Source organism: Neobacillus vireti (assembly GCF_036962345.1).
In the GTDB taxonomy this organism is placed as follows: domain Bacteria; phylum Bacillota; class Bacilli; order Bacillales; family Cytobacillaceae; genus Neobacillus; species Neobacillus vireti_A.
In genome coordinates this window covers 122,856-148,699 of the sequence record NZ_JBALNB010000018.1, presented here as the reverse complement: position 1 = coordinate 148,699, position 25,844 = coordinate 122,856, and the positions used below count along the sequence as shown (strand labels likewise).

22 protein-coding genes are annotated in these 25,844 nt (G+C 38.0%); 6 read left to right on the top strand and 16 right to left on the bottom strand.

Annotation, left to right across the window (positions count from 1 at the left end; genetic code table 11):
* Nucleotides 1–76: 76 nt before the first annotated feature.
* Together V7108_RS21480 and V7108_RS21475 are read left to right on the top strand one after the other, a co-directional pair.
* Nucleotides 77–1,489 carry a multicopper oxidase domain-containing protein gene (locus V7108_RS21480; protein ID WP_335569358.1) on the top strand — a complete coding sequence of 471 codons (1,413 nt, stop codon included), beginning with the start codon at nt 77–79 and terminating at the stop codon, nt 1,487–1,489.
* 42 nt (nt 1,490–1,531) lie between these two features.
* Nucleotides 1,532–2,845, top strand: coding sequence for a multicopper oxidase domain-containing protein (locus V7108_RS21475; protein ID WP_335569357.1), 1,314 nt, complete (start codon nt 1,532–1,534; stop codon nt 2,843–2,845).
* Nucleotides 2,846–2,903: 58 nt separating this feature from the next.
* On the opposite strand, the gene V7108_RS21470 is transcribed toward V7108_RS21475, so the two are convergent.
* The 4 genes from V7108_RS21470 to V7108_RS21455 all read right to left on the bottom strand — a co-directional run bounded on the left by V7108_RS21470 (nt 2,904) and on the right by V7108_RS21455 (nt 7,271).
* Nucleotides 2,904–4,259 (bottom strand): aspartate aminotransferase family protein, encoded by a 1,356-nt coding sequence (locus tag V7108_RS21470; protein ID WP_335569356.1) that lies wholly within the window; start codon nt 4,257–4,259, stop codon nt 2,904–2,906.
* A 130-nt stretch (nt 4,260–4,389) separates the two neighbouring features.
* On the bottom strand, nt 4,390–5,076 hold the full coding sequence (locus V7108_RS21465; RefSeq protein WP_335514998.1) for an oxidoreductase: 687 nt from the start codon (nt 5,074–5,076) through the stop codon (nt 4,390–4,392).
* A gap of 97 nt (nt 5,077–5,173) precedes the next feature.
* Entirely contained in the window at nt 5,174–5,635 is a 462-nt protein-coding gene (locus tag V7108_RS21460; RefSeq protein ID WP_335569355.1) for a branched-chain amino acid aminotransferase, read from the bottom strand.
* A 106-nt stretch (nt 5,636–5,741) separates the two neighbouring features.
* On the bottom strand, nt 5,742–7,271 hold the full coding sequence (locus tag V7108_RS21455) for a DHA2 family efflux MFS transporter permease subunit (protein ID WP_335569354.1): 1,530 nt from the start codon (nt 7,269–7,271) through the stop codon (nt 5,742–5,744).
* Nucleotides 7,272–7,455: 184 nt separating this feature from the next.
* Between V7108_RS21455 and V7108_RS21450 the strand changes: the two genes are divergently transcribed.
* Both V7108_RS21450 and V7108_RS21445 read left to right on the top strand, forming a co-directional pair.
* Nucleotides 7,456–8,376, top strand: a complete 921-nt coding sequence (locus tag V7108_RS21450) for a TetR/AcrR family transcriptional regulator (protein ID WP_335569353.1) — start codon at nt 7,456–7,458, stop codon at nt 8,374–8,376.
* 259 nt (nt 8,377–8,635) lie between these two features.
* On the top strand, nt 8,636–9,007 hold the full coding sequence (locus tag V7108_RS21445; RefSeq protein WP_335569352.1) for a hypothetical protein: 372 nt from the start codon (nt 8,636–8,638) through the stop codon (nt 9,005–9,007).
* Between the two features lie 44 nt (nt 9,008–9,051).
* On the opposite strand, the gene V7108_RS21440 is transcribed toward V7108_RS21445, so the two are convergent.
* Nucleotides 9,052–9,537, bottom strand: coding sequence for a PaaI family thioesterase (locus tag V7108_RS21440; RefSeq protein ID WP_335515010.1), 486 nt, complete (start codon nt 9,535–9,537; stop codon nt 9,052–9,054).
* Nucleotides 9,538–9,592: 55 nt separating this feature from the next.
* On the bottom strand, nt 9,593–10,462 hold the full coding sequence (locus V7108_RS21435; RefSeq protein WP_335515015.1) for a cation diffusion facilitator family transporter: 870 nt from the start codon (nt 10,460–10,462) through the stop codon (nt 9,593–9,595).
* 152 nt (nt 10,463–10,614) lie between these two features.
* Here V7108_RS21435 and rluF point away from each other — a divergent pair, with 152 nt between their 5' ends.
* Both rluF and V7108_RS21425 read left to right on the top strand, forming a co-directional pair.
* Complete coding sequence (gene rluF / locus V7108_RS21430; RefSeq protein WP_335515017.1) at nt 10,615–11,379, top strand: 23S rRNA pseudouridine(2604) synthase RluF; 765 nt, start codon at nt 10,615–10,617, stop codon at nt 11,377–11,379.
* Nucleotides 11,380–11,638: 259 nt separating this feature from the next.
* The gene (locus V7108_RS21425) at nt 11,639–13,333 is read left to right on the top strand and encodes a hypothetical protein (protein ID WP_335515012.1); all 1,695 of its coding nucleotides are present in this window, start codon (nt 11,639–11,641) and stop codon (nt 13,331–13,333) included.
* Nucleotides 13,334–13,385: 52 nt separating this feature from the next.
* On the opposite strand, the gene V7108_RS21420 is transcribed toward V7108_RS21425, so the two are convergent.
* From V7108_RS21420 to V7108_RS21375, 10 genes are all read right to left on the bottom strand, one after another.
* Nucleotides 13,386–14,171, bottom strand: coding sequence for an SDR family oxidoreductase (locus V7108_RS21420; protein ID WP_335569351.1), 786 nt, complete (start codon nt 14,169–14,171; stop codon nt 13,386–13,388).
* A 162-nt stretch (nt 14,172–14,333) separates the two neighbouring features.
* Nucleotides 14,334–15,383 carry a VanW family protein gene (locus tag V7108_RS21415; protein ID WP_335520739.1) on the bottom strand — a complete coding sequence of 350 codons (1,050 nt, stop codon included), beginning with the start codon at nt 15,381–15,383 and terminating at the stop codon, nt 14,334–14,336.
* A gap of 385 nt (nt 15,384–15,768) precedes the next feature.
* Nucleotides 15,769–16,338, bottom strand: a complete 570-nt coding sequence (locus tag V7108_RS21410) for a DNA-3-methyladenine glycosylase I (protein ID WP_335569350.1) — start codon at nt 16,336–16,338, stop codon at nt 15,769–15,771.
* A 103-nt stretch (nt 16,339–16,441) separates the two neighbouring features.
* On the bottom strand, nt 16,442–17,575 hold the full coding sequence (locus V7108_RS21405; protein WP_335513213.1) for a glycerate kinase: 1,134 nt from the start codon (nt 17,573–17,575) through the stop codon (nt 16,442–16,444).
* Between the two features lie 142 nt (nt 17,576–17,717).
* Entirely contained in the window at nt 17,718–19,049 is a 1,332-nt protein-coding gene (locus V7108_RS21400; protein ID WP_335513211.1) for a hypothetical protein, read from the bottom strand.
* Between the two features lie 201 nt (nt 19,050–19,250).
* Complete coding sequence (locus V7108_RS21395; protein WP_335513210.1) at nt 19,251–20,387, bottom strand: acyltransferase family protein; 1,137 nt, start codon at nt 20,385–20,387, stop codon at nt 19,251–19,253.
* A 131-nt stretch (nt 20,388–20,518) separates the two neighbouring features.
* A complete protein-coding gene (locus V7108_RS21390; protein ID WP_335569349.1) occupies nt 20,519–22,042 on the bottom strand; it encodes a DHA2 family efflux MFS transporter permease subunit in 1,524 nt (507 codons plus the stop codon).
* Nucleotides 22,043–22,210: 168 nt separating this feature from the next.
* On the bottom strand, nt 22,211–24,163 hold the full coding sequence (locus V7108_RS21385; RefSeq protein ID WP_335569348.1) for a TRAP transporter permease: 1,953 nt from the start codon (nt 24,161–24,163) through the stop codon (nt 22,211–22,213).
* A complete protein-coding gene (locus V7108_RS21380; protein ID WP_335513204.1) occupies nt 24,150–24,665 on the bottom strand; it encodes a DUF1850 domain-containing protein in 516 nt (171 codons plus the stop codon). Before V7108_RS21380 ends, V7108_RS21385 begins: the two co-directional genes overlap by 14 nt.
* Before the next feature lie 76 nt (nt 24,666–24,741).
* A complete protein-coding gene (locus tag V7108_RS21375; protein ID WP_335569347.1) occupies nt 24,742–25,737 on the bottom strand; it encodes a TAXI family TRAP transporter solute-binding subunit in 996 nt (331 codons plus the stop codon).
* Between the last annotated feature and the right edge of the window lie 107 nt (nt 25,738–25,844).

The following is a 25,844-nucleotide window of genomic DNA, read 5'->3' as shown; positions in this document are numbered from 1 at the left end:
AGACTCGAATTACAGTGGATATACATAGGCCATTTGCTTGGAAAACCTTTTCTCTAGACTATATAAGGAGGTAAAAATGAAGCGAAGAGATTTTGTTAAGTATGCTGGAGGCGGTTTGGCTGCACTAGTAGTCGGAAGTGTCTTGCCGGCATGGGTTTCAAATAACCAACTCCTTGCAGTCAAACAGGTTCAAGAGCTCAAATTTACGATAACCGACGCCATTAAAGATATGATTACGCACAACTCAATTAACAAGGCCCAATGTTACTTCTGGTTGTACAAAGAGGAAAATTTCCCAGCAGAAATTCCGGGCCCGCATATTTATACAACAGAGGGAAGCGTTATTAAAGTTACCATTACCAATGGTTTGGATGAACCTCATGCATTTTTTATACAAGGGATGGTTAATAGCGGTCCTATTGCACCAGGAGCGACTAAGCAGGTCCAATTCATCGCTTCAAAAGCTGGGACCTATTTATATTATGATAATTTAAACGCGCCAGTTAACCGGATAATGGGTCTTCATGGTGCATTGATTGTTATGCCAAACGCAGCAGTTCCTGGACATAAATTCACACCGTATGCAGCACCTACCCCTGCCGTTCAGCAGCTTTTTGATGATTTTGGTACTACTGCACACTTCCCTGGATTAGCTTGGGATCAGGGTGATGATTCTACTCATACACCTGCTTTTAGACAGTATGTGTGGGTACTCCATGCTGCTAGTTCACGTCTTTTTGGTCAGGTCGGAAATTATCCGCCAGGAAGAGACTTTCCTGCTGCGCAATTTATTAGGTCATTCCAAAGTGATCGGTATAGGTCAGATGGATTAAATCTGAAACCAGACTTTTTTACAATTAACGGTCAATCTGGATGGTTCGCGGCACACAATCCTACGATTACCCCAAGTCACAGGGTTGGTGAACCAGCGGTTGTTCGTATTCTTAACGCTGGTCTTTCACTTCATTCGCTGCACATACATGCAAATCACGTCTATGTAACAGGGGTAAATGGTGTTGTACAAACGAATCCAGTTTGGATAGATACTTATACGGTCAAGCCACTCGATATAATCGAATGGGCTGTTCCATTTACAAGGCCGCCAGATGTACCGAATGAGCGCGGGATCGGTCTTGCTGATAAACCGCTCATATCTGTCGCAAATCCGGGTATTAAAGGTTCTGTTGCACACCCTGTCTGGCCCCCAACAGAGGAATTGAATACCTTCTTTCCTAAAATTGGCGCAAAAACTGGAAATGTTGATATTTCTGTTCAATTATCTCCAATTTGTTACCCAATGCATGACCACTCAGAGACAAGTCAATCTGCTCAAGGTGGAAACTATGGGATGGGAATGATGAGTGGGTTAGATTTTATTGGAGACCGGAACACTCCTGGGGGTGTCAGCACCTTCCCCGGTGCTCAAACGAAACATGTTCCTGGACCTTATATAACCGGTCCAGCAGCTGGACATGATGGAGCGCATTAAACGTTCTCATACAATTAAAGTAATAAATAAAGGAGTAATGCTATGTCTTTTTCAAAACCTGGTTATAAGATTCTACGAAGGTCAGTGGCGGGTCATGAGGGATCATGGGTTAAATCATTTGATCCCCCCCAAGAGAGTCCCCCAACACCTGAACTGTTAATTCCAACGAATCCAGTTCCTAAATTTGTAGCAGATACAATACAGGGAGCAACGATGAGTATCCCAAATAACCAGCGACTTCACCTTATGCATGGAGTAGATCTTCCAATGTGGGATGGTCGGAAACTTGGCTTTTTTTTAATTAGTACTCCTGATGTTCCTGAGACTGCATCAGGTACGTTCCCTGGGCCAACCATCCGGGTTCCACGAGGTGTGGTTTTTCATAGTTATGTTGAAGCACATGGACAGCCCGCACATACTGTACATTGGCATGGAATCGAGCCTACTGCCATGAATGATGGAGTCGGACACACCTCCATGGAATTGGGGGAATATACCTATCAATGGCAGCCTAATCATATCGGCAGTTATTTCTATCACTGTCATCGAAGTACCATTCAACATTTCGACTTTGGGTTATATGGATTCCTGATAGTAGAACCACCTGATGCCTATGACTCTAGTGATGGGAAAAATGTCGGAGGGTATCCGCGCCGAACCGCGGCCAATCTTGAAAAATACCCTAAATTCCGGGGATTTGTCGGTGGAAATTTAGAAAGCGGTGACCCGCATGCCATGACGGTTCCTTATGATGTAGAAGCCCTATGGGTCATTGATGACATTGATTCTGTTTGGAGAGAACAAGCGGACCATGCACACCAGACATTCCCAAAGATGGGAAAACAACCAGGTCTAGATGATGATTTCCATGAAAATGATAGTGGCAGTGATGATTTCTTTGCCTTTCACGATTATAATCCTGATTATTTTGTCGTTACGGGCATTAATTTCCCAGGGCGTGTCGGCAGCACCGTTACCATCCGTCCTGGATTGACCATCCCTGCTGCATTAAATAGCGGCGTGGATGGAATGCAGATTTCAGTAAATGCCCGTAGAAATCAGACCATCCTAATCCGGTTACTCTGTGCAGCCTATACAAAAATTAAAGTAACATTCCCAATGGATGTTGTCGTAATCGCCCTTGATGGACGTGCGCTTGGTGTCCCTCCTTTTGGGCGCTACAACCAGCCTTATACCATACCAGCTGGTAAACCGATTGAAATGTCCACTGCGCAGCGAATAGATGTACTAATAAGAGCAGAACGGTCCATTAACACTTTTGCTCAGGTAGAATTTAGACACCATTTAAGCGATGCATTTCTCCTAAACGGGAGAATTCCTATTATAATTAAATAGATTAATAAACAAAAAGTCCTATGTGTTTTAAAAAAACACGCAGGACTTTTTTGTGCGCTTATTTTATTTTTTTTATTGAATCGCTGAGCGTCTTAATAATAAATTCAATATCTTCCTGTGTAATATTTAATGGAGGCGATAAAGCCAATACATTATTATACCCCGCTACTGTTGCCCCGTTTTTTCCAATTAATAGTCCTTCCTGTTTACAGGCTGCAATCACATGATTCACCAATGAAACATCTAACGGTACCTTGGTCTGCTTATCTTTTACTAGTTCAATTCCAATTAATAACCCTTTGCCGCGAATGTCGCCAACAAATGGATGATCCTGGAGCAGTCTGGTCAATTCATTTACCACCTGGTTCCCCAAGTCCCGTGAACGGTTAAACAGGTTCTCGTTTTCTAAGATTTCTAGATTCTTTAACGCCAAAGCGCAGGCTGCTGGGTTACCGCCAAAGGTATTAATGTGCCGAAAATAATCATATTCGTCTGTTCCTTTAAAAGATTCATATATTTCTTTCCGAACCGCTGTTGCAGATAGTGGTAAATATGCACTTGTAATTCCTTTTGCCATGGTAATGATGTCCGGCTTTACATCCTCGTGCATAAAGCCGAAAGGTTTCCCTGTGCGTCCAAAACCACAAATCACCTCATCTACAATCAAGAGTGCTCCATGTTTTTCACAAACCTCTTTTGCTGCCTTCATGTAACCTTCTGGCGGCACTAATATCCCACCGCCTGTAATAATAGGTTCCATAATCATTGCAGCGATCGTCTCACTCAACTCCCATGTCATGGTTCGATCAATTTCCTTCACAGATGACAGTTCTTTAGGTTCGGTTACGTTCGTATCATCTCGATAGGAATCCGGTGGAGACACGTGTATAAAGCCTGGAGCAAGAGGTTCATACTTATATTTTCTTTGCGCTTGGCCGGTTGCAGCAAGTGCTGCCATCGAATTCCCATGGTAGCCTCGGTAGCGGGATACAATTTTATAGCGATTATATTCGCCTTTTTGCTGATGGTATTGACGTACGATTTTAAATGCTGTTTCATTCGCCTCTGACCCGCTGTTTGAAAAGAAGATGACATATTCGTCACCCAACATTTCATTAAGTTTTTCTGCAAGCTTGATCGCTGGTACGTGGCTCTGTGTCAGTGGAAAATAAGCCATTTCTTTAAGCTGTTCATAGGCAGCTTCTGCTAGTTCTTGTCGGCCGTAGCCAACATTAACGCACCATAAACCAGCCATACCATCTAAGTAACGCTTTCCATCGGCGGCGGTTACCCACGAACCCTCTGCCTTTATTGCCACGATGGTGGCCTCTGGATTATACGGCTTCATGGAATGCCAAATATATTTATCATCCTGTGCAAGTAATTCTTCTTGTGGGCGACCAGTATGAACCATTATCCATCCTCCTTATTTACCCTTTAAAATTAGGATGTATTATTTTCCTCATACTGAAGTTTACGCCGCTATTTCCATTCACATGCCTATTCTAAAAAAACAATGAGATTGCTAGAAAAATTGTCCTTGCCTACCTGATTATTTCCGCAATTGAAGGAGTCATATGGTCGATTTCATGTGAAAGCAAGATATGCTTTCCTTTTGTATTGGATTGAGCAGCCAGGGACATTGCTGCAGCAACTTTCTTTGCCTCAATCCCTCGGTATGGACGCAGCGGACCTATCATTAACTTGTTCAGTACACCACTAGCTTTTTCTGCAATTTTTTCTCCAAACCGAAACTCCTCCCGCTCTCCCAACAATAATGAAGGTCTGAAAATATGCAGAGAGGGTGGGTTTATCTTAGTAAGCGCATCCTCAACTTCCCCTTTTACACGATTGTAAAAGAATACTGACTTAGGATCAGCACCCATGGCAGTTACAATTAGAAATTTTTCAGCGCCGTTTTCTTTTGCTAAGGTTGCTGCCTCAACAGGATATTCAAAATCTACCTTACGAAAAGCTTCTTTTGTCTTCGCTTTTTTTATTGTGGTGCCCAAACAGCAAAATACATCTGTCACGTGAAATAGTTCAGAAAATTTATGTAGTTCATCAAAATTAATAATATGTTGAACACATTTTTCGTTTTGAACCTTAATAGGTCTACGAATCAATAAATGTATTTTTTCATATTGATTATTTTCATTAATTACTTTAACTAGTTCTTTTCCAATAAGACCCGTCGCTCCAAGAACAAGTGCCGTTTTTTTATTACTCATGAACGAACCCTCCATACGACATAAAAAGATAACCTTAATAAAGTCTTTACTCTCTCGGACTTTATTTGCTTTTCTTCAAAAAAACCAATCAGTTGAATTAGCTGGTCGGTTTTTTAACGGCTTCCACCAAATTGGATAAATAGTGGTGAATGAGTTGAAAGGCACCCTCAATAGACATATCCTCTTGGAACCCCTTGACATAATTTAAGGCAAAATTCAAATCCCATAAGCCATCATCTTGACTAAACATTAAATCAAATTTTGAATTTTCCCCATCTAAAGTGTGATTTAAATGCTCTCTTAATACATTATCAAACTTTTTTTGAAGTTTTAAGCCTAGCATAACATCATATGTACCAAAAACATCATCAACCTCGAGGGAAATACCCTCAACACCAATTTCTTCAAATAAAATAGATTCAACATAAATAAATTCATTTTTATGTTCTTTTAAATAGGTAATTGGCTGATATAAAAAACTAGAAGATTCATTTGCAATCATGGTATCTGTTTCCTTACTGCATCGTTCAATATAAGCATTAGAAAAATTTACTTCCATCCTGTTGCCCTCCCAATATTCATTTCTTTTTACTATAGAATGTTTCCCAGTAAAAAAGCAAATATCTTTAAAGTATAAAAAAGCAGCCAAGGCTGCTTTTTTATACTTAATTTTCTGCTAATTTAGTTATAACTTTTTTTTCAACTGGGTTTTCATCCATTTTATCTGAAGCTTGTGTTACCCGCTTCATAAAGAAGGCTAGGAAAAGTGCGAGTGCTGCTATAAAGGTTGAGACAAAAAAGGCAAAATTTATACCATCCAACATAGCTTGCATCATAATTTGCTGCTGCATTTCTGCAAGTGCAGCTTGTGTTGGCTGCTCAGTCAAAGCTGAACGTGCAGATTCACCAAGTTCTATGGCTCTCGACTCTGTGCGGTTTGACATGATAGTCACCAATAAGGCTGTACCAATAGCACCAGAGACTTGCTGCAACGTATTATTCATAGCAGTACCATGGGGATAAAATCGTGCAGGAAGTTGATTTAATCCGTTTGTCGAAACCGGCATCATGACCATCGACATTCCAAACATACGTAATGTAAAAAGTAAAAGTAAATGCATGTACGACGTATCAAATGATAATTGGCTGAACAGATAAGTAGTGTAAACAGTGATGCTTAAGCCAATTATTGCTAACGTACGTCCACCAAATTTATCAAATAGCTTACCTGTAATAGGTGACATTAACGACATAATAATTGCTCCCGGCAGCATCATAAGCCCGGCATCCATTGGTGAAATACCTTGGATCGTTTGTACGTAAATCGGCAGTAATAACATCCCAGAAAACATTGCCATTGTAAGTACCATAGAAATCACAGATGATAAGGCAAACATTGGATACTTAAATATCCTATAATTAAGCATAGGTTGATCTTGTTTAAGTTGACGTAAGATGGACATAAGTAATGCAATAGCTCCAATAACAATCGTTAAATAAACTTGTGGACTGTCCCAGCCTTGTTTGCCTGCTGAACTGAACCCATAAAGCAAGCCGCCAAATCCTACGCTTGTAAGTAAAACAGATATGAAATCAAGTTGAATATTAACTTTTTCTTTTTTATCTTTTAATAAAAAGAAACCGATTAATAGAACAATAGCCGCAATTGGCGTTACAAAGTGGAACAACATTCTCCAGTCATAGTGCTCAATTAACCAGCCAGAAAGCGTAGGCCCAATTGCAGGTGCCCCCATTAAGATTAAGCCAAATATCCCCATTGCTGCCCCCCTTTTTTCAATAGGGAAGCTTACTAACATAACATTCATTAATAATGGCATCATGATCGCTGAACCTGCTGCCTGTGTCATCCTGCCTGCGAGTAATATTGGGAATACATGGGCAACGCCAGCTAGAATCGTTCCTGCAGTAAATAAGCCCATTGCTACTAAGAAAAGATTTCGTACGGAATATTTTTGAATTAAGAATGCGGTTGTTGGAATTAAGACCCCATTAACCAACATAAAGCCTGTAGTCAACCATTGTACGGTCGAAGCATCCACCTTCAAATCCGCCATTATAGAAGGAAGTGCTATATTAAGTAAAGTGTTGTTTAAAAAAGTGATAAATGCCCCTATCATCAAAATCGAAATTATCCCATATGGGGGACGTTTTATCTCGTTTTTTTCATTTCCCATGTTAATACCCCCTATAAACTCTTTGTACAATTTTTTATACCACTGTTTCATGCTAATTAATAATATACCGCCAGTTCATTTTTTGCAATCAAAAAATACTACAAAATAATGGGTTTGTAATCCCCCTCTTTATCATGTAGTATATTTTTATACTCTTAGTATAATTCGGATTATAGGTGATAATATGAACGAGCGAAAGCAACATGTCATTAATAAAGCCCATCAATTATTTATTGAAAAAGGATATCAAGCAACTTCTATTCAGGATATATTAGATTTTAGCGGAATTTCTAAAGGAACTTTTTACAAGTATTTCTCTTCCAAAAGTGAATTATTAATTGCTATTTATAAGACCGTTTATAAAAAGCTTGAAAAGGAACGAAACGAATTGTTAATCGGTAAAAATCCTGCAGATATAGAGATTTTTGCTAAACAAATGGAAATGGCAATGATTACGAATAGGAAAAATAAATTAATTGCTCTTTATGAAGAAGTTATGGCTTCGAATGACGTCGACCTTAAACAATACATTAGTCACAGTCGGTTAAGGTCGCTTCGGTGGATGTATGGTCGGTTTATCGATATCTTCGGGGAACAAAATAAACCATATCTATTAGATTGTGCCATTATGTTCACAGGTTTATTGCAGAATAATCTACATTACAATCGAGTAGCGACAAATTCTAGCGAGAATATTAGTGAGGTTGTTAGATATAGTGTAAATCGTTTGGTACAAATGGTCCACGAAGTGACAGAAACCGGGGAGCAATTACATGAGCCAGAACTTTTGGAAAAATGGCTCCCTGGAGCTCAGAAAAAAAATCGGGAACAGTTAGATCAATTTTGTAAAATTACCGGTCCATTGAGAAATTCCATAACAAAACAAATACAAGAAATAAATGAACAAGAAAAATATCTCGAACTATTAGATTTCATTCAGGAAGAAATCATGCATACCAGAGAACCAAGAAAATTCCTAATCGAAAGTGCCCTGCAAACCTTACAAAACAATCCAGCAGCACTATGGCAAAAAGAACTCCAACAGGTAAACCAAATCACCACATCATTCTTTCAACAATTAGAAGATACCGAAGAACAAAACTAATGCGGTGCCCTCTATTTGGGCCTTTTAATCGGTGCCTGTCACCACTCGTGGACATTTCGACCTATTTGTCCACCTGAGGTGGACATAAGTTTGCTACTTCGTAATAGGTTTAAAGTTTAATAATAGTTTTTTTGACCTGAGTGTTTGCCTATGCATTTCTGTGTAGTTTTACGTAAATTAGTAAAAACAAGGTTTGTTTTACTAATTTGAGGAGAAGCAGTTCGATGCTGCTTTAAAAAGCTACAGGAGGTGCCAACCAATGAGTGATTTAGCTGCAGACATGAATCAAATAAATGAGAGAAAGAGCAGACAATCAATTTTTGATTCATCAAAATTTTGGGGTCACAAGAAATCTCTAAATAAAGATACAGAAATTTCCCCTGCAATGACAATAAAAGACGAATCACTTGAACAACTGCCCGAAATAATAGAGAAAGAGGACTCCATTGAACATCACCCTAAAGTAACAGTAATTAACGATTCAATTGAACAAATTCCAGAAAATAACCGTGAACTATCTAAACCCGACGATGTGAAACTGTATGAGTCGATAAGTGGAAATTTCATTATCTCTAAAGGCTGGGATGGGACTAACATGTCGGTGTACAAAATAAGAAGAAAATACCTCTAAAAAAAAGGAATGGCGCCAACCTAACCGGCTCCATTCCTTCTGTTTTATTTGTGCTGAACAAATGTACTTGGCATGACAACTGCAACGACCTCGCCACGGGCACAAAGAACACGATCTGCATATACTTCTGTTTCTACTCTAAATTTTTTAGGGTGTATCTCATGAACAATACCAATGGCCTTTAAAGGTACACCGTGCGGCGTTGGTTTGACAAAGTCAACGTTCAAAGAGGCAGTTACAAACCGTGGAGGTTCGACAGCCTCACCTGGAAGATAGCCATTCTTTTTATGTAAAGCTAAAGAGGCAGATCCTGTTCCATGACAATCAATAAGCGCTGCAATGACACCGCCATAAACAAAACCAGGAACTGCGATGTGTTGTGCTTCCGGTGAATAAATAGTGACTGTTTTCTCCCCAATCCAGCCTGTCCGAAAATGATGACCTTCTTTGTTTAGCCTGCCACATCCATAACACCATGCAAAATCATCTGGATACTCATCTTGAATAGCTTGAACTACCTTATCATCCATTGTATAATCCCCCTTTTCAGAAAATTATAACATATTGTCCTTCGTTACGATGATTCTATTTAGGCTCTACATGTACATGAACATCATAAACCCTGTGACTAGCGATTAATTCGTCTTCTACTTTTGAGGCAATATCATGTGCACCTTTTACATCTAAAGTCGAATTAACGAGGATGATAACGTCGACTACCACGTTATTACCATAATTCCTAGCTTTTATTTCTTTTACACCTTTTACTCCGGTACAATGCTGGATAGTCTCTTTATATGCTTCTATTTGCTTTTCGTCAAAGCCATCAGTCAAATGGAGTGAAGTTTCTTTAAAAATGTCCCAGGCGGTTCTACAAATTAGAAATCCTACGATAATGGCTGCTAAGGGGTCCAACCATGGCAGACCAAATTGCGCGCCAATAATACCGATAAAGGTGCCGACACTGACCCAGGCATCGGATAAATTATCCTTTGCGGCAGCCATTACAGATTGACTGTTTATTTCTGTTGCTAATCTTTTATTGTACCGATAGACAAAATACATAACGAAGGCACAAAACAGCCCCGTCCAAGCAGAGATTACATCAGGAACAGCCTTTTGCACGTAAAAAATACTAACAATCGCTTCATAAGCCACTTTCAAACCTACAGCCATCATAATAAAAGATGCGACCATTGACGCTACGGTTTCCGCTTTCCAATGCCCATAGGGATGGTCATCATCTGCCGGCCTCTGGGATAATTTTAGTCCTATAAGAACAGCCACTGAAGCAATAATGTCGGTGACATTGTTCAAGCCATCCGCTTTCAATGCCTCTGAATTTGCCATGTAACCAATGGCTAATTTTACGATTGATAAACAAATATAAGCTACGATACTTATAATTGCCCCGCGTTCCCCTTTTTTTAAATCCAAATATCCTTGTTCCTCAATCATTCCTATCACCTTCTTCTATTGCTTATCTTTATTATTGAACAAAAACATCTAGTGGGTCTAGAGAAACCTTTTTCCCCTATTCGAAATTAGTAATAGGTATGAAAAAAAGTTGGCGGGAGTAAACAATGAAAAATTCTTGCCTTGAAATTATGCTGGTAGTTAAGTATTCTAAAAACATAATCCAACATATTAAGGAAGTGTTGAACCTGCGATTAAATAAATTTATTGCCGAGTCTGGAAAAACATCAAGGCGTGGTGCTGATAAATGGATTGAAGAAGGCAGAGTCACGATTAACGGGCAGCTTGCAAAAATGGGCAGTCAAGTTGAGCCTGGAGACGTGGTTCGTGTAAATGGAGAAACCATCAAGGTAGCAAAAACAAATGTCTATATCGCTTTAAATAAACCTGTTGGAATCACAAGTACAACAGAAAAACACGTTAAGGGAAATATTGTAGATTTTGTGAATCATCCACTGCGGATTTTTCATATTGGCAGATTGGATAAAGATTCAGATGGATTAATACTTCTAACAAATGATGGAGATATCGTCAACGAAATTCTCCGTGCCGAGAAAAAACATGAGAAAGAATATATTGTTACCGTAGATAAACCAATTAATTCTGATTTCTTAAAAAAAATGTCAGAAGGAGTGCATATATTAGATACGAAAACACTGCCATGTAAGGTGAAACAGTTATCTAAATATGTTTTTAACATCACATTAACACAAGGGTTAAATCGGCAAATTAGAAGGATGTGTTCGGCGCTTGGTTATTCCGTGGTCCGTCTCCAAAGAATTCGGATCATGAATATTCAATTAGGAAACCTGCCTGTTGGTCAATGGCGGGACTTAACTAAAAAAGAAAAGAACCAATTATTCGCTGATCTTAATTATGAACCTAGAGAATGGTAAATAAGAAGAGTCTTAACGTGTACTACGTTTATGGCTCTTCTTTTTCTATTGTATTCTACAGAAAAAGCTCCACTATGAATTGGTAGTAGAATAAAAGACCGGAATGATAATTATAAAAATTTACTCACTGTCCACCTCAGGCGTACAAATGTACATTGGTGGTGCCTGTCACCAAATTTTTTCACTTTGAAACTTTCGACCTATTTAATCGTATATAGATAGACTTGGGAAAAAGATATTTGATAAAGGGGATTATTTTATGGGGAATATGTTTTTGTTTGCGCTGATTGTTGCGATTGCTTCTGCTCTTGTTCTTATTCCGTTTTTTCGTCCAATTAATACAGATAATAAAAAAAGTACCTCAGAGGATAAAAAGTTTACTCCGAAAGCCATTATTGCAGTAATAGTGATTTTGATTCCTTCTGTTTTTGCTTACTATTATTTTACGAATTTTGATATGAATCCATCTTCACTATGGGTTCATGCAATTATTATTACTGCATTGGGCGCGTTAATATCTACTGGAATGGAAATGAAAGTGAAAGCACTACTCTTTGCAGTTAGTTTGATTCTAGGAATTTACTTTCTCACTGCCTTCCTATTTAATGCAGATGAAAAATATGAAATTGCAAAGATGGACCAGAAGGTAGAAATTAAGACCTTCGACGAAAAAGAAACACCTGCCAGCGTACCACCAGAATTTGCTCGAAATAAAATGAAAAAGGCTTTTGGCCAGGTCCCGAATACAAGTTATTACGAACTAGGAAACCTTCAAATCCAGAAGGTGAACGATGAATATGTTTATATTGCACCTGTCGAATTTTCAGGATTCTTCAAATGGTGGAAAGGCAAAGAAACACCTGGCTATTTTACTTTAAGTGCAACGGATTCATCAGCGAACCCGAAATTCATTAATTCCACAATGGTCTATACACCATCTTCCTTTTTCAATAAATCGATTGAGCGTCATATTCGTATGCAATTCCCGAAACACATTTTCTATGGTGATGTTCAACTAGAAATTGATGATGAAGGTAAACCATATTATATCCGTTCTTACGGTGAATTTGTTTCCGCCAGAAATGGATTTGATGTTAAAGGTGTAGTGGTAGTAGATTCGAAGAATGGGGATACCAAGTCATACACCTTAACAGATGTTCCTGAGTTTATTGATGGTGCCGTTTCACCTGAGATTGTCAGCTTACAAAACAGCTATTTTGGAAACTATATTCATGGCTTTTGGAATAGTCTTTTTGGGAAATCAGATGTAAAACTCCCCTCTGACGAAGGAACTGAGGCAAATGTAAGCCCGATTTTCGATCAAAACGGGGTAATGTTATATTTCACTGATTTCACGAGTCCTAAAGAAGGCGTAGATTCCATGCTTGGTTACTCACTTACAAACTCTCGTACAGGTGAAGCTACTTACTATACTGGAAATCCTGAAGAATCCTATATGGACTCACAGGGTGCTTTACAAATTATCGAAAAGAAGTTTATTGAAAAGAAATGGCATGGTGAAATGCCAGTTATTTATAATTTCTATGGTGAAGCTAGCTGGTTGACACCTGTTTTAGATTCGAACGGCTTTTTACAGAACTATTTTATTGTTTCAGCCGCGAATCCAGAAATATCCGTTTTCGGTGTAACACCAAACGAAGCTTTAAAACAATATAAAACAGCCCTGCAACGAGGCGGCGGTTCTGTTGATGGCAGTTCAAAAGCCGATGAAAAAAAAATAACAGGTACAATTCTACGGGTTTATAAAGAAAAATCAGGCGATTTCACCGTGGTTTCTTTCCTATTAGACAACAAGAAAAGCTATATCATATCCTCAGAAAAAGAACCATTAGTCATTTATCTAAAAGAAGGTGATAAAGTCAACATCACCTATTTGGATACGGAGGAAGACTTCCTTCCAGCAAAAGAAATTGTGATTGAAGGTCTAGAATAATAAATGAAAACACGATGAAGGTGTGATTCCTCCATCGTGTTTTTTTGGAAGTTTATAATAGAGACTCTGCACCATCAATGTAAATTTCGGTTCCGGTGATGTGTTTCGATTGTTTAGATGATAAAAATAACACAAGATTCGCTACTTCTTCTGGCTTTCCTGAACGATGACCAAGTGGATGATTTCCTTCTGGATAGTTGATTGGAATTTCTATTTTCTTTAAATCTTCTTTTTCTTTCCATGTATTTTCATTTATATGTGTTTCAATTCCTCCCGGACATATAATATTTACCCGTATTCCATATCGAGCTAATTCAAGTGCCGCCATTTTTCCAAATCCCATTTGACCTATTTTTGAAGTACTATAAGCGGACATTCCAAAACCTGTAAATTTACGATTACCATTAATGGAGCTTGTGATAATCATACTGCCGCCGTTCTTCTTCATATAAGGTATGGCATATTTGGTTGTTAAAAAGGTACTTCGTAGATTATTAGAAATAGTTAAATCCCAATCCTCTGGTGAAAGGTCCTCAATTGGTGCTACTACACCATTAATACCAGCATTAGCAAAAACAATATCAAGTCTTGACCATTTCTTTAAGACAGCGTCATAACTCTTCTTCATGTCTACATCTGAAGAAACATTGGCTTCCAATATCAGGGCCTCACTCCCCTTTTCCTCCACCAACTTCTTAACCTCTTTACAGTTTTCCGGATGCAAATCAACTAGAGCAATTTTCGCTCCGTTTTCTGCTAACTTTAATGCTGCAGCGCGGCCTATTCCAGAACCTGCACCAGTAATGAATGCAACTTGTCCATCTAATAATAAATCCATTAATTTAACAATCCTTTTTTTAACTTATAATACCCTTTTTAAAAGGTGTCATTCTTGAAAGTTTGGATAGGGCTAATCCATACTTGGATAGGATGCAAAATTGAAAAGACACCATCCGTTTAGGATGATGCCTTGACCTTATAATGTTCAGATAATACAAACCTATCTTTTTTGAAGTAAGCTTTGATAGGCAGCAGAAGTTCTCATCTCAACGGTTAAGGTTCCATTTGGATTATAAACGGCCTTAATTAATATTGGCACTCCCGCTGTATTCTTAAATTGAAAATCTTTTCCACCATATGAAACCGTTGCATCCCGACCTACTGGTACGTACCCCACTGTTAGGGAATGATGGTGCCATTCAACATAGTCAACAGCCAATTGATCAACAGCATTAAACAAGGTAGATGATGTTTGACAAATACCGCCGCCAATTCCCATCACCAGCTGCTTATTAACAATTTCTTGAGCTGGCTGATAACCATGTGCTTCATCACTCGGACCCACTGTATGATTAAAAGAGAATATATCTCCTACTCCAACAATGACATTATCGATTGCTTGTGCAGACAGTTCAATGTTTTTATTTCTCCCTGTGACACTCGGATTAAATTTTGTTGTATAGGTTGCAACCACAACTTCAGCTAAATGGGCTGCGTCTTCAGGCTTATAGCCGCTTTCGGTAACATAAATTGGCAGGAATACATCTCCGCCATTTACAGATGCTTCGATTATTTTTGTAACTAGCTCTGCTTCTTCAAGAATGACTCTTGGTTTCCCTTTGATAACTTGACCATTTGCGTCAATTTTATCCAGTATCATTTTGGTGTCGTAACCAGGTGTTGTTTCTGTCCCTCTCGCTAATTCTTTAGCCCAGTTTCCAAGCTCTTTTTTATATTTTTCATTATCCGTTCCAAACCCAAAATCAACAGGAATGAAGCTTTTAACAATATTTTTTGTACCAGGATCTATTACATTTACAACTTTTGGCTTTTTAGCTTCTTCCGCTGCTATTCTCTTAGCTTCGGCTTCTGCTGCAGCTTTTTTCGCAGTTTCTTCAGCGGCTTTTTGTTCTTCCAGCTTCTTTTCTTGTTCCATTACATTATTCTTTTGTACAGACTCCTTACCTGCTGATGTTTTCTCCGCACACCCAACCAAACCTATTAAACTTGCAATTAAAATAGTAAATAGCACCCATTTCCGCATAACCATGACTTCTCCTTCTTTCCCAAAATCTCGCCATCCCAAACGAAAACACTTCCAAATATTCAGAAAAAGGAATCCATATCCATTCACCTATTCTATTCCGTGCTAAATTCTCATATTCCTGCGAAATTTTCTAGATTAATATTCATTTACAAAAATTCCCTTTAATACAATATACCTATTAGACGATTAATTACCTGATTAGTTTCAAAATTGGTTAAAAAGTAATTGTTTTTTATTAAGAACAATATAATATAGATCTAGTGCTAAGTAAATATTTAATAAACGTCATTATCTCCCTTTATTCGCCTATTTACACGTTCATTATAATGGACAAAAAAAAGACCCATTATCAACGAGTCTCCACTTGATTATTCTATTCCTAATATTTTCATTTACATTTAAGCTTATAACAAAAGCACGATTCTACATGATCATTAACCATCCCTGTCGCCTGCATGAAAGCATAACAAATCGTTGAACCGACAAATTTAAAGCCTCTTTTTTTCAAGTCCTTACTTAGCCTATCACTTATTTCTGTTGTAGCTGGAACCTCTGATAATTTTTTGAAGTGATTGTAGATAGGCTTTCCATCAACAAACGCCCATATATACTGGCTGAATGAACCAAATTCATCTACAATCTTTAAAAATGCTTTTGCATTCGTTACGACAGCGTTAATTTTAAGTTTATTTCGAACAATTCCTTCATTTTGTAAAAGTTCTTCTATTTTCTTTTCATCATATGAAATAATTTTTTTTGCATCAAAATAATCAAATGCTTCGCGGTAATTTTCCCTTTTCTTCAAAATCGTGTACCAGCTTAACCCTGCTTGCGCACCTTCTAAGTTCAAATATTCAAATAACAGCCGATCGTCAAAAACAGGTACACCCCATTCTTGGTCATGATATTCGATATAAAGTGGGTCCTGATTCACCCAACCGCATCTTTTCGTTGTCAAACACTCCACATCCATTCTTTTTAACAAACAAATTATAATTAGTAATTTATTCACATTATACATAAAAAACAAACAGCCATCGAATGATGACTGCTTAATGGATTTATCTAGTTAATTTAATCACTCGACAGATATTTTCTGCAGCGAAGGATAGATTTGCTTCACCGGATTTCAATGCTTCATCTAAAGTAGAAACACCTTTTAGTATTCCAATAATGGAGGTAAATCCATTTTCATAAAGAGGTTCTACACCACTGCCAATTCGTCCTGCAAAAGCTACCACTGGAATAGAATACTTCTTTGCTATTGAAGCTACTCCAAATGGTGTTTTGCCAAATAACGTTTGCCCGTCAATACTGCCTTCCCCGGTAAAAACATAATCAGCTCCTATAATTCTTTGCTCAAGACCCGTATATTCAATGACTAAGTCAATACCTTTTTTTAGATTAGCATTTAAAAATGCCATTAATCCCGCACCAAGACCTCCAGCAGCACCTGCACCTTCTGTATGTGCTATTTCTTTACCTAGCTCACGTTTGATAACCTCAGCGTAATGAGCTAAGTTTTGATCCAAAAGCTGTACTACTTCAGGTGAAGCACCCTTTTGTGGTCCAAAAACAGCAGATGCACCATTTACCCCCACTAATGGATTCGTCACATCACAAGCCACATCAATTTTCACATTCTCAATTCTTTTATCTAATCCGGTTAAATCGATAGAAGAAATTTGATTTAATGAACCACCGCCGAAGGTTAATTCTTGACCGTTCTTATCTTTAAAGGAAACACCGAGTGCTTGGAGCATTCCTACTCCTCCATCATTCGTGGCACTTCCCCCAATCCCGATTAAAATACGGGTCACACCTTTGTCTAGTGCATGTTTGATTAATTCACCTGTACCAAACGTAGTAGTCACTAAGGGGTTACGGTCTTCTAGTTTAATGATTTCTAATCCACTTGCACTTGCCATTTCTATAACAGCTGTTTGACCTTCACCTAAAAGACCATATTCCGCAATAACTTTTTCACCTAACGGGCCTATAACTTCTGTCTTAATTATTTCCCCATTTGTCATACTTACAAGTGATTCAAGCGTCCCTTCTCCTCCATCAGCCATAGGAACAATCACACATTCTGCGTCTGGAAAAACCGAATGTATCCCTTTTTCCATTGCAAGGGCAGCTTTTTTTGCGGACATACTCTCCTTAAATGAATCAGGCGCTAACACAAACTTCATCATAATCTGTCCTTTACATTTAAAGTAGAAAAATTAATATTTATATTTTCTTAATATTTGGATAAAGAGAGGGTTATCTTACAACCACCCTACTATAATTTATCGCACCAAGCAAGGACGCTTCAAAAGTGAAGGCTTTTCTTTATCCTATTATGGAAATAATACCAATTCCAATTATCGCAATAACCGATAAGTGCAATCCGTTAAAGCGCAGGCCAGTCTGTACACCTGATATTCCTGCAAATCGGCTCACCATAAGGTTTAATCCTGAGAATGGACTTAGTGCTGAGGAAATAGACCAAGTTAGTAATAGCAACAATGCGAGGCTAATGTTACTAATTCCTAACTCTACAGCGTTTAACTGCATAGCTAAAGCCCCTACCGCCGCAATTTGGTGGATCCCCAAGTAAGTAATACTTAATACAATTACCATAACAGCAATAGCAAATAACACGAATGATTGTTGCGCTAAAGTCGTTAGAAAGTCACTAATTCCATTTGCAACCGGAGTACCTTTCAGGGCGAAGGCCAACATCCCGGCACTCATAAATAGCATAATTTCATTGTTCAACATCAAAACGGTTCGATCTCGAAAATCTATTAATCTCGGAACAAGTTCGCTCCAGCGTTTTGTCTGTATACCAAATAAAAGTGGAATGATGATTGACAAGAGACAGACGATAACAATCATCGACCAGCTTGTCAGCTTCTCTATAAGTAAACAGGAACTAATTAACACGATCACAAAAAACACTAATTTCGTAAGTTGATTTCGATATTGTTTTTCTAACGGAACCTTTACGCCTTCTTCTTTTGATAACGGGTTTCGTCTTTCCCAAATTGCAAACAATAGGTTACCAATTATTAAAGACAGCAGGGAAAGAGCTACACCATAAATAATATAATCCTTGTACGGTATATTTAAATAATGCAATACAAGTGAGACGGACGCAAAATATGGTGACCACATGACCGCAGTAGAAAAACCAACAAGATAGCCCTTTGCTGACAAAGCAGCAGGGAGTTTTAATTCCTCTAAAAATTCATTGATGATCCTTACTGAACCTAAATTCAATATCGGTGTTAACAAAAATAATGTCCCCGTAATACCTGCATATAACTTTTTTGGCTGTAGTAATAAATTACGTAACAACACAGATATGGAATGGAAATATCCACCTAACCTAAGTGGGATTGAAAGTAGTGGAGCAAGTGTGATTAAACTCAACAACGGGAGGATTAAAAATATCCCCTCACTTATTCCAGCGATTCCTGTACCTTTATTCCACTCAATCATTAACCCTCCAGTCATCATCATAATCCCAAGCCAACGTGGAAATTTATCAGCCTTTAGAGCACTTCCCAAAAATGCAAGTATAGATAGGGCAACTACCGCATACTCAAGCCACTGCATCTTTAAAAAGTATTGAAATAAGAATAATACACACATCCCTATGATGAGATAACTTCGCATTGCTGTCTCTCCTTGAGGAAAAGAGAAAAGAAAGTAACTTCTCTTTCACTTAATCTATTTAGTATTTTTTTATTATAGTAGTCCCTTTATACCTACATTTCAATTAAATTCAAAAAGAGTTTCTAAAAGTTAACATTTCGAGCCTAAAAAGATAAAAAACTAGTTTTAATATGAGGACTGAGTTTTTAATTATTGATCCTTTCAATGTTCTTCGGTTTGAATGTTTGTTTGGATATCGATTGTTTTTCTTCTATTCCCTTTCATCCCAAATAGGATCCGTATAAAGGAGACTTTTATAATAACAAATTGATAGATGAACATAATAATAAGAAATGCAGTGATAATGATAAATAAAAGTTTAAACTGGATAGACCAATCGTATTCCGCAATAAAAAATCCTACTGTAACAATGATCGGCTGATGTAGTACATAAAATGGCATGGATGCTTCGTTACCATAGTTAAGCCATTTATTTGTATAGGATAGCTTACTGTCTGCAAAAGTAAAAATGACGAGCAGCCAACTCCAACCATTTAAACCTTTGACACAAGCAAGGAAAATTGAAGCCCCGACACCTGCATCAGTCATACCTGTCATGAAACCATAAACAAATACTATGGTGGTCACCATTGCAACTGACATATTAAATGCGGGCATTTTTTGAACAACCTCTATGAATGTCTGGTTGGCTAAGAAAAAATAACCATAGAGAAAAATGATTAAATAAATACTAATATCCCAGCCACCTAAATTTACAATATCCACGAAACTGGTTACTAGCATCAGTGGAATTGCTAATAGATAGAGGTGCAATGGTTTTAACTCTCTGGAAATAGATGGTTTCTTTTTAAGAAACAATGGCAGTGTGAGCAGACTAAAAACCGTAAGAACCAAAAGGTACCACAAGTGGAGTCCAACAAAGGCAAAATTCCCTGTACCTCCTATATCGAGATAAACTCCATCAAAATAGTGAGGGAACCATGTAAAAAATGATCCAGAAAATTGCCCATGACTAACCCGTTCCATATAGATTTGAGGAGGAGTCAATATTAATACACCAAATAAGAGAGGGATTCCTAGTCGTGTTAGTCTTTCTTTAAGATATTGTTTGCCAGTTCTTCTCTGTAAGGCGTAGCAGGAATTGATTCCCGATAATGCAAAAAAAATGGGCATTAGCCATACACTCATAAATAAAGAAATGCCCGTTATTATTGTTGGGTCTGTTTGATTATTTTTAACATGCCAAGCCCATGGATTAAAAAACATAAAACAATGATAGATGAAAACAGCAATCGTCGCTAAAACTCGAATCCAATCTAAATCATATCTTCTTTTCAACGAAAATTTCCCCCTATAAAAAACGCAAAACTATTTTCCAATGTAATTATAAAACATTTACAAATAGTCGGAAATCATTTCCACAAAAAAAGAAATCGATTTTTATTTCGATTTCTTTGTAATATTTCTTGCTATGCCAATTCATTTACGGCTTTTTTAGTTGTTTGGGTAGTATTTTCATTATCCTCTGCCGGCACAGCGCGTTTGATAAAGCAAGCAAGTATCAATGCAACACCAATAATGATTGCTGATATGAAGAAAGTAAAATTAATTCCTTCTAACATTGATTGCATCGCAATTTGCTGTTTCATCTCCGCTAAGCCAGCTGCAGTTTGCTGCTCAGTCATATTTTGCATAGTGGCTTGTGATAGTTCTTTTCCATATGAAGCAGAACGATTAGACATAAGGGTAATCAATAAACCAGTACCGATGGCAGCTGAAACCTGCTGCATAGTATTATTCATCGCAGTGCCATGCGGATAAAAACGTTGTGGTAATTGATTTAACCCGTTCGTCGACACTGGCATAAACACCATCGACATTCCAAACATCCGAATGGCGTGTAAAATAACTAAAGACATATAGGTTGTTTCAAAAGATAACCTGCTGAAATAATAAGTTGTAACCGTAGTAATAAACAAGCCTGTAATCGCAAGTATCCTGCCGCCAAATTTGTCAAATAATCTTCCGGTTACAGGTGACATGAATGCATTTACTAAAGCTCCAGGCAAAAGCATTAAGCCCGCATCCAATGGAGATATTCCACGAATGGTTTGAACATAAATAGGGAGAAGCAAAAACCCTGAAAACATTGCAATATTTACAATTGCAGAAATAGCTGATGATAATGCAAACATATTATATTTAAAAATCCTAAAATTCAGCATCGGGCTCTCTTGTTTTAATTGGCGTAAGATAAACCATATCAAAGAAATAACCCCAATAATAATCGTCAAATAAACTTGAGGGCTGTACCATCCTTTACTGCCAGCTGAACTAAATCCATAGAGAAGCCCTCCAAAACCAATGCTTGAAAGTAAAAGCGAAAAGAAGTCAAGTGTGATATCAACTTTTTCTTTTTTATCTTTGAGCTTTATGAAGCCTATCAAGAGAATAACTGCTGCAATAGGCGTGATGAAATGGAACAGCATTCTCCAATCATAATGTTCAATGATCCAGCCAGATAAAGTAGGACCAATTGCCGGTGCAAACATGAGGATTAAACCAAAAACCCCCATCGCTGTTCCCCTTTTTTCAATAGGAAAGCTTACTAACATTACATTCATTAAGAGCGGCATCATGATAGCTGATCCAGCTGCCTGTACCATTCTAGCACTTAACAATAAAGGGAATGCATGGGCAATACCAGCAATAACCGTCCCGGCTGTAAATAAACCCATAGCCACTAAAAATAACCTTCGAACAGTATATTTTTGTATTAAGAAGGCAGTACTAGGAATCATAATCCCATTTACCAACATAAATCCAGTGGTCAGCCACTGAACAGTTGAAGTATCCACATTTAAGTCCTTCATAATGGAAGGCAGTGCAACATTTAATAGAGTATTATTTAGGAAAGAAATAAAAGCGCCTACCATTAAAACGGCAATAATTCCGTATGGTGGTGAGTCAGTTTTTTGTAAGGATTGTTCCATTGGTGTGTTCCTCCTGTAGTATCCTGTTCATATGTATTGGTAAATTCATACATGAACTTTATCTTAAACTACAGTTCGATTATTTTCAATGAAAGTAAATTGAATCTAGATGAGTCCAAAGCAAAAATCGAGATCTCTAAAAAAGAGTCTCGATTTTTGTTTTAATACTTAATGTTGTACTTTTGGCATTTGCCCCTGCTTAAAGAAATATTGTAGGGCAAGCAGGATTGCAAATAAAACTAAGCCAATTATGTCAGAGATAGTTTCAGGGTAGATTAAACATAATCCTGCACCTATTGCAGCTATCCGTTCAACCCAATGTAATTTTCTCATCCAGAATCCAATTACCCCTGCACTAATCGCAATCATCCCCGTAAATGCTGTAAACACAACCCAAATCAAATAAGTCCATGTTGTATCAATCATCAACAATTCCGGGGACAAAACAAACATATAAGGGATAATGAATGCAGAAATGGCCAGCTTGGTTGATTCTACACCAGTTCGAAACGGCTCGCCGCCCGAAATCGCTGCAGCTGCAAATGCAGCTAATGCAACTGGAGGAGTAATATCAGCAACAATTCCGAAATAGAACACAAATAAGTGAGCTGATAAATCTGGAACACCTAATAAAATAATTGCTGGTGCAGCTATCGTTGATGTAATTACATAATTAGCAGTTGTCGGTGATCCCATTCCTAATATTAAGGAAGCTATCATGGTTAAAAACAAGGTCGGCAGCAGTGCCCCTCCAGCAAAATCTAGCAGACCATTCGCCATTTTCAACCCTAGTCCTGTTTTCGTTACCACTCCTACAATAATCCCTGCCGCCGCACAGGCCGCAGCAACACCTAATGCTGACCTTGCCCCGTCTACTAAGGCATCAATAATTCCTTTAAATCCGATTCTCGTATTCTTTTTAAACGCACTTACCACAACCGTTATGACAATCGACCAAAGTGCAGCCCTAATAACACTCATTCCTGAACTTAACAAAAGAACAATCGCAATGATAGGAAGTAATAAGTAGAGTTTTCCTAGAACCTCTTTTCTATTAGGCATTTCTTCCTTTGTTAACCCACGAAGACCTATTCGCTTTGCTTCAAAATGTGTCATAATCCAAATACCTGTAAAATATAGAACAGCTGGTATCGCTGCTGCCTTGGCAATTTCCCAGTAGCTGATTCCACCAATAAACTCTACCATTAAGAATGCCGCAGCACCCATAACCGGCGGCATCAATTGGCCGCCAGTAGAGGAAGAGGCCTCGACTGCACCTGCAAATTCCTTTTTATAACCCAGATTTTTCATCATCGGTATTGTAAAAGCTCCCGAGGTTACCACGTTAGCAACAGAACTGCCGCTAATGGTACCTTGTAAAGCACTTGAAAATACGGCAACTTTCGCAGGTCCGCCTACACTCCTGCCTGCAATCGCAATGGATAAATCGTTAAAATACTCTCCAACTCCTGTTTTGATTAAAAAGGAACCAAAAAGTAAGAAGAGAAAGATAAATGTGGATGATACCGCTATCGGAGTCCCAAGAATCCCTTCAGTTGTAAAGAACATCGTTTGAACTAAGCGCTCTAATTCGAGTCCTCTATGCGCAATTACACTCGGCATATAGGGACCAAAAACCGCATAGACCATAAAAATGATTGCGATAATGGTAATAGGCAGTCCAACTGTTCTGCGAGTTGCCTCTAAAACTAGTACAATTGCTGCAATACCCACAAAAAAGTCAATCTGCGTTACATTCCCTGACCTCAATACCAACTCATCAATCATGAGTGGCCAGTAAGCACCTACAACCACAGAAATGACAGCAAAGATGATATCATACCAAGCAACTTTGAATTCCTTTCCCCGATTTTTCTTTTTCGCTGGAAAAAGGAAAAAAATAAGTGCCAGGGCAAATCCTAAGTGAATAGAACGTTGAAGCTGCGCTGTCAGCGTTCCAAATATTCCTGTATAGAGGTGAAATAAAGAAAATAACAATAAGCCAGTAAAGGCGATCCAGCCTGCTATACCTTTTAGTTTTCTTGTTCCTGCTTCAGGATCATACTTTTCCAAAAGTTCCTGTTGTTTCTCATCAGACAGTGTCTGTTCAAAGTGATTCAAGTATATTCACTCCTTTCCAAAGGTCAATAAAGTTCAATGTACGAATTTCTACTTTTACAGACGTCCCAGGCGGAATAGAATGGGATAATGGATATTCTACATTTTTAAAAATCACAGTATGATTGGCACGAACCTGTCCGATTCGTAAATGAAAGAAAGGAAAAATCCGTTTCATATTTTTAATGTAATAGGAGCCATTTAGGACCTCAAACGTTTCTCCTTCTTCAGCATTTGAAGGCATGCCGATTGAAAAGTCTTCATACATCAGCTCATATTGGTGAATTTTTTTGCTGGGAGTGATTTTGTAACTTTCAACAACATCAGTTAAATGAATCGAATGGGTGTATTTAATTTTAAATTGAGTTTCCTCTTTTGTTGGGATGTAAGCCATGTTTGCATTACTATCGTTTGGTTGGAAAACAATAGATTGTTGTTGTGGAATGAATACATAAATAATAATCATGGAGATTGATAGAAATAGGACTAAAAGAACGTTTTTCATCCAACCCTCCTATCCACTGGAAAAAGGAGGCCGGCTCTTGCTCAGCCGGCCATTCATAGTACCTGAGGTGAAACGGCTACTGTGCTTTAACACCCTTTTCATCAAAATATTTTTGTGCGCCAGGATGAACATCAATCCCCACACCATTTAAGGCATTTTCTACCTTAATTAATTTCCCCTTTGCATGTGTCACTTTGTCAATATTTTCAAAAATTGCTTTTGTAACATCATAAACAACGTCCTCTGAAAGATCGCTGCTTGCAACAAGCATCGCTTGAACGGCTACTGTGGTTACAGCTGCTTCTAATCCATAGGTTCCAGAAGGAATCTCTTCTTTTACATAGAAAGGATACTTTTTAATCAAATCGTCGATTTTGTCTTGTGCAATCGGAACAATAACAACATTCTCTGTTGCTCCAAGACTTTCAACCGCTCCTGTAGGTGTTCCTGCTGTTACAAAAGCCGCATCAATCGTACCGTCTTGAATGCCTTGGGTAGATTCATCGAATGATAGATCTTGTTTTTGGATATCATCAAATGTCATACTGTGTACTTCAAGAATTTGTTGGGCATTTGCTACTGTACCGGATCCTGGTGCACCCACTGATACCTTTTTCCCTTTTAAATCTTCAATTGAAGTAATGCCGGATTCCTTCGTTGTAACAATTTGAATGGTTTCTGGATATAACGTAGCGATCGCTTTCACGTTATCAACCTTATTATTTTCAAACATTAATTTACCGTCCACTGCATACGAAGCGATATCTGTTTGGGAAAATGCAATTTCTGCATCGCCATTCTTAAGGGTGTTCATGTTCTCAGCGGAAGCACCACTTGTTTCAGCATTCGTCTCAATTCCTGTTTCATCTTTAATAATCTTAGCAAAGGAGCCTCCTAACGGGTAATAGGTTCCTCCCGTACCACCTGTTAAAATACTAACAAATTTTGGTTTGTCTTCCCCAGATCCACTGCCTGGTTTTTCCTCAGCTTCTTCTTTGTTTCCACAAGCTGCCAGAATCATCGATAGTGTTAAGAGAAAGGCCATCGTAAGGTATAATCTTTTCTTCTTCATAAAATTGCCCCCTTTTTATAAAATACAGGTTCATCAATCCATTCTTATTATTGAAAAGTAATAAACTTGTCAATTTTACTCATAATAGTTCTTTAGACCTATATAAA